10 protein-coding genes are annotated in these 14,849 nt (G+C 46.7%); 6 read left to right on the forward strand and 4 right to left on the reverse strand.

Annotation, left to right across the window (positions count from 1 at the left end; translation table 11 throughout):
* Positions 1-293 precede the first annotated feature (293 nt).
* From QUA53_RS27285 to QUA53_RS27295, 3 genes are all read left to right on the forward strand, one after another.
* Complete coding sequence (locus QUA53_RS27285) at positions 294-791, forward strand: GNAT family N-acetyltransferase (protein ID WP_333100900.1); 498 nt, start codon at positions 294-296, stop codon at positions 789-791.
* A 20-nt stretch (positions 792-811) separates the two neighbouring features.
* Positions 812-2,020: a precorrin-6y C5,15-methyltransferase (decarboxylating) subunit CbiE gene (gene cbiE / locus QUA53_RS27290; protein ID WP_333100898.1), complete on the forward strand. Its 1,209-nt coding sequence runs from the start codon at positions 812-814 to the stop codon at positions 2,018-2,020.
* A gap of 62 nt (positions 2,021-2,082) precedes the next feature.
* Positions 2,083-2,409: a hypothetical protein gene (locus tag QUA53_RS27295; RefSeq protein WP_333100897.1), complete on the forward strand. Its 327-nt coding sequence runs from the start codon at positions 2,083-2,085 to the stop codon at positions 2,407-2,409.
* A gap of 252 nt (positions 2,410-2,661) precedes the next feature.
* On the opposite strand, the gene QUA53_RS27300 is transcribed toward QUA53_RS27295, so the two are convergent.
* The gene (locus QUA53_RS27300; RefSeq protein WP_333100896.1) at positions 2,662-4,080 is read right to left on the reverse strand and encodes an O-antigen ligase family protein; all 1,419 of its coding nucleotides are present in this window, start codon (positions 4,078-4,080) and stop codon (positions 2,662-2,664) included.
* A 205-nt stretch (positions 4,081-4,285) separates the two neighbouring features.
* Here QUA53_RS27300 and QUA53_RS27305 point away from each other — a divergent pair, with 205 nt between their 5' ends.
* The 3 genes from QUA53_RS27305 to QUA53_RS27315 all read left to right on the forward strand — a co-directional run bounded on the left by QUA53_RS27305 (position 4,286) and on the right by QUA53_RS27315 (position 8,918).
* The gene (locus QUA53_RS27305; RefSeq protein ID WP_333100895.1) at positions 4,286-5,758 is read left to right on the forward strand and encodes a polysaccharide biosynthesis/export family protein; all 1,473 of its coding nucleotides are present in this window, start codon (positions 4,286-4,288) and stop codon (positions 5,756-5,758) included.
* Between the two features lie 135 nt (positions 5,759-5,893).
* Complete coding sequence (locus QUA53_RS27310; RefSeq protein WP_333100894.1) at positions 5,894-8,230, forward strand: polysaccharide biosynthesis tyrosine autokinase; 2,337 nt, start codon at positions 5,894-5,896, stop codon at positions 8,228-8,230.
* 322 nt (positions 8,231-8,552) lie between these two features.
* A complete protein-coding gene (locus tag QUA53_RS27315; protein WP_039886668.1) occupies positions 8,553-8,918 on the forward strand; it encodes a response regulator transcription factor in 366 nt (121 codons plus the stop codon).
* A gap of 65 nt (positions 8,919-8,983) precedes the next feature.
* Here the strand turns inward: QUA53_RS27315 and QUA53_RS27320 are convergent, their stop codons facing one another.
* The 3 genes from QUA53_RS27320 to QUA53_RS27330 form a co-directional block, all read right to left on the reverse strand.
* Entirely contained in the window at positions 8,984-9,481 is a 498-nt protein-coding gene (locus QUA53_RS27320) for a hypothetical protein (protein ID WP_333100892.1), read from the reverse strand.
* A gap of 346 nt (positions 9,482-9,827) precedes the next feature.
* Positions 9,828-12,746 (reverse strand): PAS domain-containing protein, encoded by a 2,919-nt coding sequence (locus QUA53_RS27325; RefSeq protein WP_333100891.1) that lies wholly within the window; start codon positions 12,744-12,746, stop codon positions 9,828-9,830.
* A 405-nt stretch (positions 12,747-13,151) separates the two neighbouring features.
* Positions 13,152-14,627, reverse strand: coding sequence for an ATP-binding protein (locus QUA53_RS27330; RefSeq protein ID WP_333100890.1), 1,476 nt, complete (start codon positions 14,625-14,627; stop codon positions 13,152-13,154).
* Positions 14,628-14,849: the final 222 nt, after the last annotated feature.

Genomic DNA, 14,849 nt, shown 5'->3' on the forward strand with positions numbered 1-14,849 from the left:
TGGCTAAGTTTTAGCTATCGATTAACAAAAAGCGCTCCTAGTAATAGGGGCGCTTTTTGTTTGGGCAAAATATTTTTCAGACAGTCATGGACGCATGGACCCGCCGGCGAAGACACCGCAACTACAAAAATAAACAGTTCGCGATCGCACTCCTATCAAAGAAACCGGCTTTTTTACCAAATCTACGGGCTGCAACCCATCTTTTCATAAAAAAGCCGGTTTCTGACCACCTGTGCGTCCTGGGCTAATATTGATAGGTGCGATCGCTCTTTAATCCAACATAAATAATCCCGATGATATTTGAAACAGAGAGATTAGTTTTGAAACCGATTGTGGAGAGCGACCTCAACACGCTCCACAGAATGTTTACTAATTTTTATGTTAGGAGATATCTGTGCGACGGCGAAATATTGTCGCTGCAAAAGGTTGAAGAAATGCTTGCCGAAAACAAAAAGCTGTTTGCAGAAAAGAAATTCGGTTTGTGGTTTATCGAAACTAAGAGCGATCGAGAAACTATTGGATTTGTTGGTTTGTGGTATTTTTTTGAAGAAGCACAGCCACAGTTAGTTTACGCACTGCTGCCGAAAGCACTTAAAAAAGGTTACGCTACTGAAGCATCAACCAAAATATTGGATTATGGTTTTGATGAACTTGGCTTTAACTATGTTGTCGCAAGTTGCGATCGCCCAAACATTGAGTCGCAAAAAGTCGCAGAAAGACTCGGAATGAAACAAGTAGAAGAAAGAATTATGGATGGAAATCCGATATTATTCTTTAGAATCGATAAGTAGTAATTAGCAGTAAGGGCGCAATGCACAAATGGCTTTCGGTGGTGGGGATTGGCGAAGACGGACTTTCGGGATTGAGTGCGATCGCCTTTACCCTCCTCTCTCAATCTCAAGTCATTGTTGGTGGCGCCCGTCACCTAGCAATGCTACCAACCGACGACACCCGCGAAAAATTGCTTTGGGCTTCGCCGATACAAGCAACAGTAGATCAAATCATCCGCCGCCGGGGACAGTCTGTCTGCGTGCTAGCCAGCGGTGATCCGATGTGTCACGGAATTGGGGTAACACTGTCGCGCCAAATTCCTATTTCGGAAATGACTGTGATTCCGGCTGCATCGGCTTTTAGTCTTGCTTGCGCCCGTTTGGGTTGGCCGATCGCCCAAGTTGAGACTTTCAGTTTGACAAATCGCCCGATCGCATCGATCGCCCTTGCTTTGTCGCCGGGGGCGCGCTTGCTGGTGTTGAGCGCTGACAGATACACGCCGGGAAAGGTGGCACAATTGTTGACGCAGCGGGGGTTTGGCAGCAGTTTGATGACCGTGTTCGAGCGGATGGGAGGGAACTCGGAACGGCGGATCGATGGGGTAGCAGCAGCCTGGAATGCAGCGGATTTGGCGGATTTGAACACGATCGCGATCGCAGTTGCAGCCGATCGCGAAACTGCGATTTTCCCTCGTACCTCCGGTTTGCCGGATGGTGCTTATCGCCACGACGGACAACTTACCAAGCGGGAGGTTAGAGCCGTTACTCTGTCAACTTTAGCACCGATTCCGGGTGAGTTGCTGTGGGATGTGGGCGCGGGTTGTGGCTCGATCGCAATCGAATGGATGCGGAGTCATCCTCGGTGCAGGGCGATCGCGATCGAACGCCATCCGACTCGATTGCAATACATCGCTGAGAATGCCTCGACTTTCGGCGTTCCCGAACTCGAAATCGTTGCGGGAGAAGCGCCGGAAGCCCTGACAAATTTGCCTCAACCGAATGCTATTTTCATCGGCGGCGGTGTCACCGCAGAAGCTGTGCTGGAAACTTGCTGGAATGCTTTAGGTGAAGGCGGGCGATTAGTTGTTAATGCGGTGACAGTTGAGAGCGAGTTTAAAGTTTTGCAATGGCACGATCGTTATGGTGGGGAACTCATTAGAATTGGCATTCAGCGAGTAGGGGCGATCGGTTCTTTTCAGGGTTGGAAACCGCTGGCACCTATTACACAGTGGGCGGTGGTTAAGAGATGAAAGGCGATCGATCTCTTTGCTGGAAGCTATGATAAAAAATATCCTATAAAATTATAGTGAGAATGCCAGACGAATCATCCGTAGATCCTTATCTATATCGACTATGTGAAGACTATTCCAACACTAAAGTTATCGAATTACAGCAATATCTGGCTGAGTCGGATAAAAAAACCTATGGGAGTGTGGCGCAAAGTGTCTTAGACCATGCACAACGAAAAGGATTCGAGCCACTCAAATATCTGCGTAAAGCACACAACTTCAACACCAGAGGTGCTGTGAGAGTTCCTGGCACGGGATATCGGCAGGATGGAGCCGCTGTTTATAGAAAGGGCAATGAGTTTTTAATTGTGCGATCTTACCAGTCAATACTTCGGACAGTTTTGGAATAGGGACGCTCAGCGAGCAGAGCTAAAAAAGTCACTGGTCTCTTAACGCAATACTCCGGACAGTTTTTGAGACAGAGGCTGAAACCCTCATTCTACCGTTAGCGTTTGACCTCGCTGAGAAGGCTGAAACCCTCATTCTACCGTTAGTCATTGAAAACTGTCCGGACTATTATGTAGCAAATATTTAGGAAATTGTTATCAGATGATATTATTCCACAGCTTGGCACATCTTCGATCCGCCCAAGAAACTTTACTTCAGTCGACAGTGCGAGCTACAGAACGCCTGTGAGGGTTGTTGCTACTGTTAGAAGTGTTACTAGTATTATCTATGGCAAGTCTAACTGTCAACATTACATAACTCAGCCAAGCATTTCCGATTCCCAGGATCTGAGCTTCTGTGATGTTGCTCATAATAATAGACACCAGAAAACAAATAGGGATTCCCGCGTCTTCCAGTTTGCTACGACTCAAATACCGGACTGCGTAAGCCAAATTAAGAAGCAGGGAAATCATCATTAAGATTAATCCCGGCCAACCGAAGGCTAACAATATTCCGATCGCGCCATTGTGAGGATTTTTCGGTTGAAATCCATTAGTAGTATAAATAAAATAAGCAGGAGTAGCGGGGCCTAACTTATCTTGTTGAAAAAATCCCTCGTATCCGTAGCCAAACCAGGGGCGCTGATTGGCCGCAGCTATTAACTGCGGCCAGAATTCGGTCCGCCCAGTTAGAGTCAAGTCCTTGCCTAACCCACCTACAACAATATCCTCTAGGTTGTCTACTACAAAAACCGTCATAATTATGCTAACCACCAGGAAACATATAATCGCAGTAAATGCCCACTGAAAAGTTAATTTTTTTAGAAAGTTTAGTGAGGAGACTGCAATTATTAATATGATAGTAATCACTAGAGCGGCTCCCGACTTATTAGCTCTCACCAGGTAAAAAGAAAAGAACATAATTCCCAAAGAAATCCAGCGTTCTTTCTGAGTTTTAGCTCCTTGAAAATAATGCAAATACCAAAATGCCGTACATAAAGCTAGGATTCCACCGAGAGAATTTTTAGCTTGCGTTAGGCCTACAAAGTCGCCTGATCCCGGTGGTTTCATTATAAAACTTGCCAAACCCAGTGCCGTGTATCCCCACCGCCAAAAACGAGATAGATCATCCCATTTATATTGGGCTGCTAAGTAAAATCCGAAAGCAGTAAATCCGGAAAAAGCTAGGCCAGATCTTAGAGTTTCTTCAGGGACTATGGACCATAATGTAGACAGTAATGGCAGTAATGTATAAAACAAAAAGAAAGGATTTACGATCAATACTTTGGCAAAAAAATCTATAAATTTGCTACCAAAAGCCTGAATCCTAGAAAACAAAATTAATACTACCCACGGGTAAAAAATATAAGGTAGCATTGTTAAAATCCCGCCTTCTGTGGATTTCAAATTACTAAAATGCAAGTAATTAAAAGGAGGTTGTGTGAGAGAGGGAGAGATGAAAATATAAAAATAAGCAAAAGTTTTTTCTAAAGCCAAACCTGTTTTTTTTCTGCTGGCCAATTGAAATAAAAGCAAAGTCGCGATGGCGATTATAGCCATTAGCATCCATATAAATAAAGAATTACCTAAAATCAGCTCTTTCAGCATAGCCGCTTTAGACACTGGTTGAGTCATAATTGCTTTCCTTTATCAAAAACAAGCTTAAGTAATCTAGATAGAAAATATAGCCGTCAACCCGCAACCAAGCTAACACAGAAATTAGCCATAAAGCAAAAATACAGCAATAATTTTTCGGCGATCGCTTAAAATAATGAGCTTTTTGCCCAGCACTAAAAAGGCTACACTTATATAAATCATAGTCAATAAAATTAGGTGGCTTATGGTTAACGCCAGTTCTCCAAGAAAGATAGCCCCGTCGGTTGTGGGTCTTGTCTTGTTTGCTTCGACTGTCATCACTGATGCCAGAAGCACCCCGGCACAACTTCCCATCCCGCTAGGTGCAGAGCAAGTCCAGAATGTTGCGCCCGTTAGGCGATCGCCCGAAAGCTATAAACTCGGTGGCGGCGATCGCATCCAAGTAGAAATACTCGAAGTACCCGAACTCAGCCGCGGCTACGAAGTCCTTTCCGACGGTTCAGTCAACCTGCCTCTGATCGGTTTGGTCTCCGTTCGCGGCCGCACCTTAGTAGAAGCCACCAACATCATCCGCAACGCCTACCGCCGCGTCCTCAAAGACCCCATAGTCACAGTCAGCCTCGTCGCTGCCCGCCCCCTCAATGTCGGCGTCATTGGAGAAGTCACCAGGCCCGGAAACTTCACGATTACCCTAACTCCTGGTCCAGGAGCCGCGCCGAGTGTCCAGTACCCCACCGTCACCCAAGCGATCAGACTCGCAGAAGGCGTCACGGGTGTCGCCGACATTCGCAACATCCGCGTCCGCCGTCCCCAACGAGACGGCCCCGATCAAGTGCTCAACGTCAACCTGTGGAAATTCTTGCAAGAAGGAGACATCTCTCAAGACATCATTTTGCAAGACAGAGACACAATCGTGATCCCCACAGTCGCCAACTTCAACCAAGCAGAAGCTCGTCAATTTGCGACGGCAAACTTTTCGCCACCCCCAGAAAAACCTCGATCGATCTCCATCGTTGGCCAAGTCACCCGCCCAGGGGCTTACGTCGTCATCGGGGGCAACACCACAAACGACCTCAGCCGCGAAGGTTTTCCCACCGTCATCCGGGCGATTCAGCTAGCCGGCGGCATCACCTCCGATGCCGACATCCGGCAAATCCAAGTGCGACGCGTCACCAGAAGAGGCGAACAAATTATCCCAGTCAACCTGTGGCAATTCCTAGAGTCCGGCGACGGCGCCCAAGATACCATCCTCCAGGAAGGAGACACGATCATCGTGCCCAAAGCTACGATCGTCAACCCCGCAGAAGCTGGTGTGCTCGCTAGCACTAACTTTGCTCCCACTGGCATTAACGTTTTTGTAGTAGGAGAACTTAGAACATCCCTCGATCCCTTGAGACTCCCAGCTAATGCCACGCTGAATCAAGCTTTAATTTCCAGAGGATTTTTTGGGTACGAGAATACCAGAGCTAGAAGAGATAAAGTTGAGCTAGTCCGCCTGAATAACGACGGTACAGCTACTAAACGGACGATCGAAGTCGATTTAAGTCAAGGAATTAACGAAGAAACCAATCCTCAACTTCGCAACAACGACATGATTATCGTATCTCGGAGGGGTCTCGTCAATTTTGTCGATCGCATGAACGCTGTAATCGGACCTGTCGGGCCAGCTACGGGAGTGTTAAATTTTATAAACGTTCTCCGATTTTTATTCAGGTAAGAAGGCGGCGGGTGAGGTGGATAATTCCTGGCAAAGGCTAGAATAAACTAAACAATAAGATTACCCAACCGCGACCTGGCCGCTTCAAAAATATCAACCTCAAAAATATCAACCTCAAAAATACCCTGGCTGAATATGGATAGCAGACAAGATTACCAACCCTTAACACCCAAATCGAATGGCAAACTGCCGGATTTATCTGCTCAGAACTACAGAGATAACTTCGTAGAAGAGAGAGAAGAAGAAAAGCTAGACTTGTCTTGGCTGTTAGGCGTCGTGCGCCGTCGCTTCCTAGTCATGGCAGCAGCCACCATAGCTTTGAGCGCCCTGGCAGGAACAGCGATCGTCGCCACTTCTAAAAGCATAACTGTAGAGTATGAAGGCTCCTTTTCCCTGTTAGTAGAACCAGCCACGGCTGAAGGTTTGCAATCCAAACTATTAAACAACACCCAAGCTGCCGACTTCGCAAAAATTAATATAGAAGGAATTAGCCTACTAGACTACGAAACCCAAATTAGGATTTTGCGAAGTCCCAAAATGATGCAGCCAGTGATTGATGAATTGCGGGCTTGGTATCCCAAAATGAACTATAGCGAACTGATCTCAAAAATGTCGATCAACCGTATCAGCTACACGAAAGATGGTAAACAGCAAGGCACAAAAATTTTACAAGTTCGTTACAAAGATTCAAACCAAAAAAAAATTTACACCGTATTGGATAAAATTTCTAAAGCGTATCTAGATTACAGCTTGCAGCAACGGCTGATGGGCATTAATCAAGGTATTAAATTTATAGATACGGAGATGCCCAAGCTCCGAGAAAGAGTGGAAGTTCTGCAACTGCAAGTGCAAAGACTGCGGCAGCAGAGCAACTTGTTTGAACCTCAGATAGAGGGAAAATCTCTGTCTGAACAAGTTCAAAGCATTCGGGGTAAGCAAGTAGAAATTAGAGTTCAGCTAAAAGGGATGCGAAACCTCTACCAAAGCTATCAAAAACTACTCAACGAAAATAATCCCCAGGGGCTGCTGATGACCCAAGGACAAGCTTACGGCGGACTCTTAGGTCAAATTCAGAGAATAGACTCGGAATTGTCATTAAAATTAGCTCAGTACAGAGAAGACAGTTTGCCAGTTTTAGCGCTGCGAAAAAGTCGGGAAGAACTGATTTTAACCGCCACTCAACAAGCAAAAGAAGTGGTGATGGGAAATTTAGAGACCCAAATCAAAGAAGTTGAAGCGCGCGATCGCGAAATGACAGCTTTGCAAAATGCTCTCAACCAAAAAATTAGAAACTTTTCAGTCACAACCCGAGAATACGACAATTTACAGCGGGAACTGCAAGTAGTTACTAAGAGTTTGTCGGACTTCTTGGCAAAACGAGAATCCTTGCGGATTGATGCGGCTCAGCAGCAAATACCTTGGGTGCTGATAAATCCTCCGGAAATTCCGCTAGACAAATTCGGCAACCCTCTAACAGCTACCGTCAAACAAACCAAAAAACAGTTAGCGCTGGCAGTAATTTTAAGCAGTCTGCTGGGCATAGCAGTCGGCTTGCTCGTAGAAGTACTAAATACTGTGTTCCACACTCCAGAATCACTGAGAATCGCCACAAGATTGCCCATACTCGGTGTGATTCCGTTTACCAAAAAAGTCAAGCGCCGACCGCCAGCTAGACAGAGGAAACTAACGTCGGCTCGATCGAACTCGAAAGTGGAAATAGTCGAACCGGTCGAAGCTAGACATACCGGTCCGATGAGCGGGGGAGCGAGTATTTTGAGCGACTTGGACTATCAATTTTTAGAAGCCTTTCGATCGCTATACACGAACATTCACTTGCTGAGTGCAGGCACGGCAATTCGATCGCTCTTAGTCGGCTCTGCCTTAGCCGGAGACGGCAAATCTACAGTAGCTTTGCACCTGGCAGCCACAGCAGCAGCAGTGGGACAGCGAGTATTGCTAGTAGATGCAGATTTGCGCTGCCCGCAACTGCACGTTAAGTTAGGACTGCCCAACGTGCGTGGTCTGGGCGAGGCCATCTCCACAGATCTCAGCCTCAACGACGCGATTCAACGAGCCCCGAACCAAGAAAATTTGTTCGTACTCACCGCCGGCCAAATTCCCCCCGATCCGATCAAGCTTCTTTCTTCCAAAAAAATGCATTATCTGATGGAGCAATTTCAAGCATTTTTTGACTTAGTAATTTATGACACCCCGCCACTAGCAGGCTTGGCAGACAGCCACTTGATCGCAGCTCGCACAGACGCTACGATTATGGTCGTCCAAATTGGGCAAACAGACCGATCGCAAGTTCGCAAAGTTTTAGAAGAATTAAAAATTTCTGGAGCTTCCGTCTTGGGAATAGTTGCTAATGGCTGCAAAAACACCGGTCACAGCTACCGCCAGCGCCCGGCAGTTTTAGACACGCTCTACGACCAAAAACTATCGGCTTTAGGTACGAAAAATCCTAATTAGACAAATGTTGATGCAGGCGGCCGAGCGCCGCCGTCCTCAACGGGAAACACACAACCAAGCCATACCCTGATTTTTTGATAATAGTACCATTTGAGAAAGAAAATGATAGACTAACGGACGTAGCCTCGTGTGTCAACCGAGATTGCGCGGATCTTTCAATCTTGCGGTAATTACTCAGAAAATGATTGAGAAATCAGCAAAAGTGGGTAAACTACATTTAGCAGAGCGCAATCTCAATCATGAAAAGACACCTTTGAAGGTGAACGTTAGTGTAAACGTTAATGAGAACGTTTCAACCCAGAAACTTGGTAGGGATTATTCTATGAGTACAGTTATGGTTGTTGATGATAGCGTCACTCTGCGGGAGATGATCGCCGACTTGCTCAAAGGTAGAGGACTCAACGTCACAGTAGCGAGTGATGGCGTAGAAGCTCTAGAGCAAATCAAGGCTAACCGCCCAGATTTAGTCGTTCTGGATATCGTGATGCCCCGGATGAACGGCTACGAAGTCTGTCGCAGGCTCAAAAGCGACCCTAAAACCCAAAATTTGCCGGTGGTAATGTGTTCGAGCAAAAGCGAAGAGTTCGATCGCTATTGGGGAATGAAACAAGGAGCCGACGCTTACATCGCCAAGCCATTTCACCCACAGGAATTGGTCGGCACTATTAAGCAACTGCTGCGGGGTTGAAGTAGAGGAACAGGGACAGGAAAAAATTGTATTGAGCGCTGATTATTTCTGCTCCCGCAGCCTCTCTAAACGACTCGATTGACAATAGTCCAAACATCCCCGTCCGACCGCACGTAGGGAACAGTAATACTCTTAAAACCAGTAATAAAAGGCTTGTAATAAACCTGCCAGTAGCTGGGACTAATTTGGTCGGCGATGGCTTTGAGTCCCTTCACTTCCGCCGCCAGTTCCGCCGCCAGTTCATTAATCCGTTCCGCGTGTCCGTGAGCGAGCGCTCTTCCTTCTTCAACTTGCTGCTCCATCGGAGTAATTCTTTGCAATTTTACCGATTGCTGCTGTTTCTGACTCAGTTGAGCAGACAGAGCCGCGATCGCGTCATCTATACCCTTGACTTCGGCCGACACTTGTGCTGTTTCCCTCGCGTGACGACGATAAGCATCGGCGATCGCTTGGGGCGAATCACCGGCTGGGACAGCATCGGCAATACTAAGCTGCTGGCGTTCCAGGCGCAATTGCTCAATTTGAGAGTAAATTGCCTCTATATCTGTCTGAAGTTTGTCCACCTAATTATTACCGCGTGGTTGTTGGATATTTTAGCATATTAACACAAACCAATTACCTAATCGGCATAGAAATTGCATATTTTAGGCGCGCTAAAAGCAAAGCCCCACAAGCAGAATTTGAACATCTTGAAAAATCCAAATTTTTATATTTTTTTGTTGAGCGATTTCCGCCTATATCCAGTCGGGTTAATCAGGTCGTGTCCGGTAAAATTAGCATTATAGATTGGTAGTGAGGAAAGCCGGTACGAGCGAATTTTACAATGACTAAAGTCGTCACTAAAAGCACGATTCCCAATTCCCATTAACCACTTTCCAATTACGAATTCCCAATTATTAATAGAATTTTTTAAGTTGGTAGCCCTTGCTGCCTCAACTTGACTATAGTCTCTAGCAACACATCGGGTTGCACAGGTTTAGGCAGATGTCGGTCAAAACCGGCAGCGAAAGCACGATCGCGGTCTTCATCTCTAGCATAAGCCGTCAGAGCGATCGCCCAAAATTTCCCTGTCAGAGTGTTCAAAGAACGCAGCCTTCGTAGCAGCGAATATCCGTCTTCCTGCGGCATTCCGATATCGCTGACCAAAACATCCGGACTAAACTGCGAAGCCACCTCAAACGCCTCAGCAGCAGACGATGCAACCTTGACATTAGCCCCGGAATCGGCCAAGACAAACCTCATAAATTCCCGCGAATCAACCTCGTCATCAACCAGCAAAACCTTAACTCCCAGTAAATTACCAGCGCCAGCCAAAACCTGCGCTTCCTCGTCGGCGATCGAATTTACCTGCATGGAAGGGAGACAGACAGTAAAAGTCGATCCCATATCAAGTCCCGGACTTTGAGCCCAAACCGTGCCACCGTGGAGTTCCACCAACTGCCGCACAATTGAGAGCCCCAGCCCCAAACCGCTATAATTTCGAGTAATCGTAGCATCCGCTTGGCGGAAAGAGTCAAACACGTAAGGCAAAAAATTCGGTGCAACCCCAATTCCCGTGTCGGTAACAGCCAGCTCAACCTCCGAATCTACTCGCTGTAGCCGGATTTCAACTCGCCCCCCGCGCGGCGTAAACTTAATCGCATTCGTCAGCAAATTCCAAATTACTTGCTGCAAGCGGCCAGGGTCTCCTGATACCCAAAATCTCGGATTTAACTGAGATTCAGGATTGCCAGAAACCTTCCCAAGTTCGGAAAATTCAGCAGTCTCCCAGCCCACATCTACAATTGCAGACCGCAACTCGATCGACTTAGCATCCGCAGCCAACCGCACCGTATTCAGCGCTCCTTCCACCATCGAAATTAAATTTACCGCACAAGGATTCAAAGTCAACTTGCCGCGAATAATTCGCGAAATATCCAGCAAATCATCAATCAATTGAGTTTGCAATTTAGCATTTCGCTCGATCGTTTCTAAAGCCCGCCCCGTAGCAGCCGGACTCAAACTGCGTTGCAGCAGCAGTTGCGCCCAGCCCAAAATCGCGTTTAAAGGCGATCGCAACTCATGAGAAAGAGTTGCCAAAAACTCATCTTTCATGCGATTTGCTTGCTGAGATTCCTCGTAAAGGCGGGCATTGTCGATCGCCCCCGACACCGCCTGAGCCAACTGCATTAAAATAGTTTCATCATCTTCGGCAAACTCCCCCTCATACTTGTCCGACAACTGAATCAATCCCAGATTTCTGCCGTCCCGAGTGGTCAGCGGTACAGCCAGCCAGCCCCGCAGCGGCGGGTGCTTCCCCGCAGCCTTGCCGAACCCCCGCCATGCCGGGTGAGCCTCTAACTCGCTTTGAGTCATTCGCATCGCCTGTTGCTGCTGCCAAACTTTTTGGTAAATTCCTGTACCGTCTGGTTCCTCGCAGTAATCTTGCCACGCGGCGTATTTTTCTGACATGGAAAACTTGCTAATTCCCTCATCCCAGTTGGCTGCCGGGTTGAGGTTGACCGCTACCTGGTGGACTTCCAGAATTTGGCGGGCGCTATCGGCAGCTAACTGAAGTATTTCTGCCACCGACAGCGTGGAGTTGATAGCCACTGACGCGGAGGTTAACTTTTGCAGGCGGCGCAAATACGACCGCTCCCGGGCCAACGCGCGCGCGCGGTCGTATTCTAACTGTTTGCGCTCCGTAATGTCGATCGCCACGCCGGACAGCCGAAGGGGTGTACCGGATGCGTCAAAAACCACTCGCCCTTTTTCGTGAAGCCAAATCACTGAGCCGTCGGGTCGCACTTTGCGGTATTCCGACTCGTAAACTCCCGTGCCCCTGAATGCGGCATCCACATCTGCCAAAAACCTTTCCCGGTCTTCTGGATGCACCGCATTCTTTTTTTGCTCAAAAGTACCAAAGGTGCTGTCTGGCCCCAAACCCATCTGTGTTTCGGCATTAGACGAACGGCGGACTTCCCCCGATGCCACATCCCAGGTAAAAGCGATCGTGTTAGCTGCTTCTAGAGCAAAGCGCAAATTTTCCTCGCTTTCTTGCACCCTCGCTTCGGATAATTTGCGATCCGTAATATCCCAAACCACGCCGATCGATCGCACCGATTTACCCGTATCATCATCAAAGAACTTGCCCCTACCCGATATCCAGTGCAAGCTGCCGTCGGGCCAAAAAACTCTAAATTCGTACTTGTATTCTATTTTGTTTTCTAAAGCAAAGGCAACAGCGTCGGCGATCGAGGCTTGGTCATCCGGATGAATGCAGGCAAAATACGCTTCATAAGTTCCCGGAAAACTGCCTTTTTCCAACCCGAATAACAGTTCGTGTCCCTCCGACCAAACGACCTCGCCAGTTAATACATTCCAATCCCAAGTTCCCATTTTCGAGGCTTCGATCGCCAATCTCAGCCTTTCCTCCGAAATTGCCAACTGCGCCGACGTTTTCGCGTAGTTTTCGCGCAACTGCTGTTTTTTCAAGCTTTCGCCCACAGCCCCCGCCAGCCGCTTTAAGTACCGCCCTTTGAACACGTAATCGCTTAAGCCGGCTTTCATAGCTTCGACTGCCACTTGTTCGCTGCCGCTGTCAGTACACATAATTACCGAACAATTTGGGTAGTGGCTGTGAACTTTTTGGAGAATAGTTAATCCGTCGCTCCAGTGCAGTTGGTAGTCGGTAATTACTATATCAAAACCCCCGACTGCCAGGATTTGTTCGAGAGTTTGGATATCAATAACCGATTTAATTTCTAAATCCGAAAAATTTTTCCTCAGTTCTCGCTCGATCATCAGGCGATCGTTCGGGTTGTCGTCGATTAACAGAATAGACAGCATTAGCCTTTTAGTTTTTATAGGGGCGCAAACATTCTTAAATCTAATAATATGTTCTTAAGCAATCTAGACAATTTGAATATGTACTTGGTGGGTTAATTAGACTTGCCAATAATTTTATTATATTTGCTTGTATTTTATTTATTTTACAGCTTGTAATATCCTCAACCAGCTTTTTAGGGGCGTACCCACAAGCACATTAATTAACTAAGTTGTTGTAAAACACATCAGAAAGCCAGCTCAGGCAGGAAAGGTGCAAGAGATTACTTAACTATCATTATACTAATTGTTTATTCTGTCTTCGGGTGTGAACAAGCGGGTTGATTGATTCTTTGAGCTACAGCAGAATATTGCTGTTAAAACCCTCTTGTCTAGAACCTCATCTTTTAAATCCCGTATACTGGTTCCTCAACTCTCGTACTTGCGTAATTTTACCCAGAAGCGGGTACCCATGCCCAAAGTCGATTTCAGCCCGATCGCACCACCCATCCGATCGACTCCTTTGTTCGCTATCGCCAACCCAATTCCCGTCCCTGGATACACTTCTTGACCGTGCAGGCGATCGAACAATCCAAAAATTCTACCATGAAATTTTTCGTCAATACCAATGCCGTTGTCTTCTACCCAAAGATAGATATATTCATCCTCAGCTTCTGCATAAACTCGCACCTGGGGAGCTATCCCAGGCTGCACGAACTTAATAGCATTGGAGAGCAAGTTAGCCAAAACTTGCAGCAGCGTAGGAGGATGTGCCAATACCGCAGGTAGCGGTTCGACAACCGTTATGCGAGCTTGTTTTTGGGCAATTTCGGTCTCTAGTTGCGCGATCGATCGAGCCACAATTAAATTAAGAGAGACTGCTTTTAGTGGCAAGTTAGCTTTGCTGAGGCGGCTGTACTCTAGCAAATTTTCGATTAAAGTATTCATCATACTTGCAGCATCCGCAATCCGGTATAAGTAATCTTGTGAGGTAGCATCCAAGTTGCTAACTTGATCGTTGAGCAATATTTCAGCAAAAAACAAAATTCCCCGCAAAGGAGCGCGCAAGTCGTGAGAAACTGAATAGGTAAACGATTCTAGCTGTGCATTAACTTCTTCTAACTCAGCAGTACGCTCTCTCACCCGCTCTTCCAAAGTTTCATTAAATTCGCGCAAAGCAAGTTCAGCTTGCTTGAGTTCGGTAATATCTTCCACCAATCCGTCGATCGTACTTTCACCTTCTATGCTGTAAACATATTGAGTAAACCGAATCCATTTTACTCGACCGTCTGCCAAAGGAAATGTAATTTCTAGATTTTGGCACCGAGACTCCCCTGAATCTACCGGTTGCAAAAATAATTGCTGCAGATAAATCCCTTGGACATCTGCTAAATTGCTGGCATCAAACAAGCGCAAAAAAGCTTGATTGCTTTCCAAAAGCTGTCCCTGAGAACTCGCTCGAAAAACTCCGACATTTAAGCGTTCTAACAGAGAATTAAGTTGATTTTCTAGTCTGGCGACTCGTTCCCAGGCGGCAACTCGATCGAGCACTGTGCGAACAGCAACGCAAAGGCGGACGTAGTGCTTAGGCGACTTGATAATGTAATCGTCCAATCCGGATTTCATCGCCTCTACAGCAATTTCTTCATTGCCAGTATTTGTAAACATTATAATCGGGCATTGTGAATAACGTGCTTTGATAGTTTTAAGCACATCTAAACCGTTCGTCCAGCGCAGTTGGTAATCGGTAATCACCAGATTGAATCGACCTCGATTCACTGCTTCCACGAACAATCTATTGTCGGAAACTTCCGTTACTTCCAATGGCGAAAATTGCCGCTCTAATTCGCGTTTGACGAGCAGCCGATCGGTGGGGTTGTCGTCAATTACTAGAATGTGTACCACTTTAATAATTATAATTTGGCTGTTAGTTAGGGTGCCGAGAAATCACTCAGAATAAAAATGTTGGAGGTCACCTCTTTCAAATGATAGAGGACGCGATGCCTCACTCGAAACTTAATTTCCTCGTTATCAAAAATACCCTGGTAACGCTGGGGGGGTGACAAGGATGGCTAGGAGCTAGATTGAATCTGACTTATAGCCCTCATCCCCTGTTGGTAAAAATAG

This window comes from Microcoleus sp. Pol12B3 (genome assembly GCF_036701355.1).
GTDB lineage: Bacteria > Cyanobacteriota > Cyanobacteriia > Cyanobacteriales > Microcoleaceae > Microcoleus.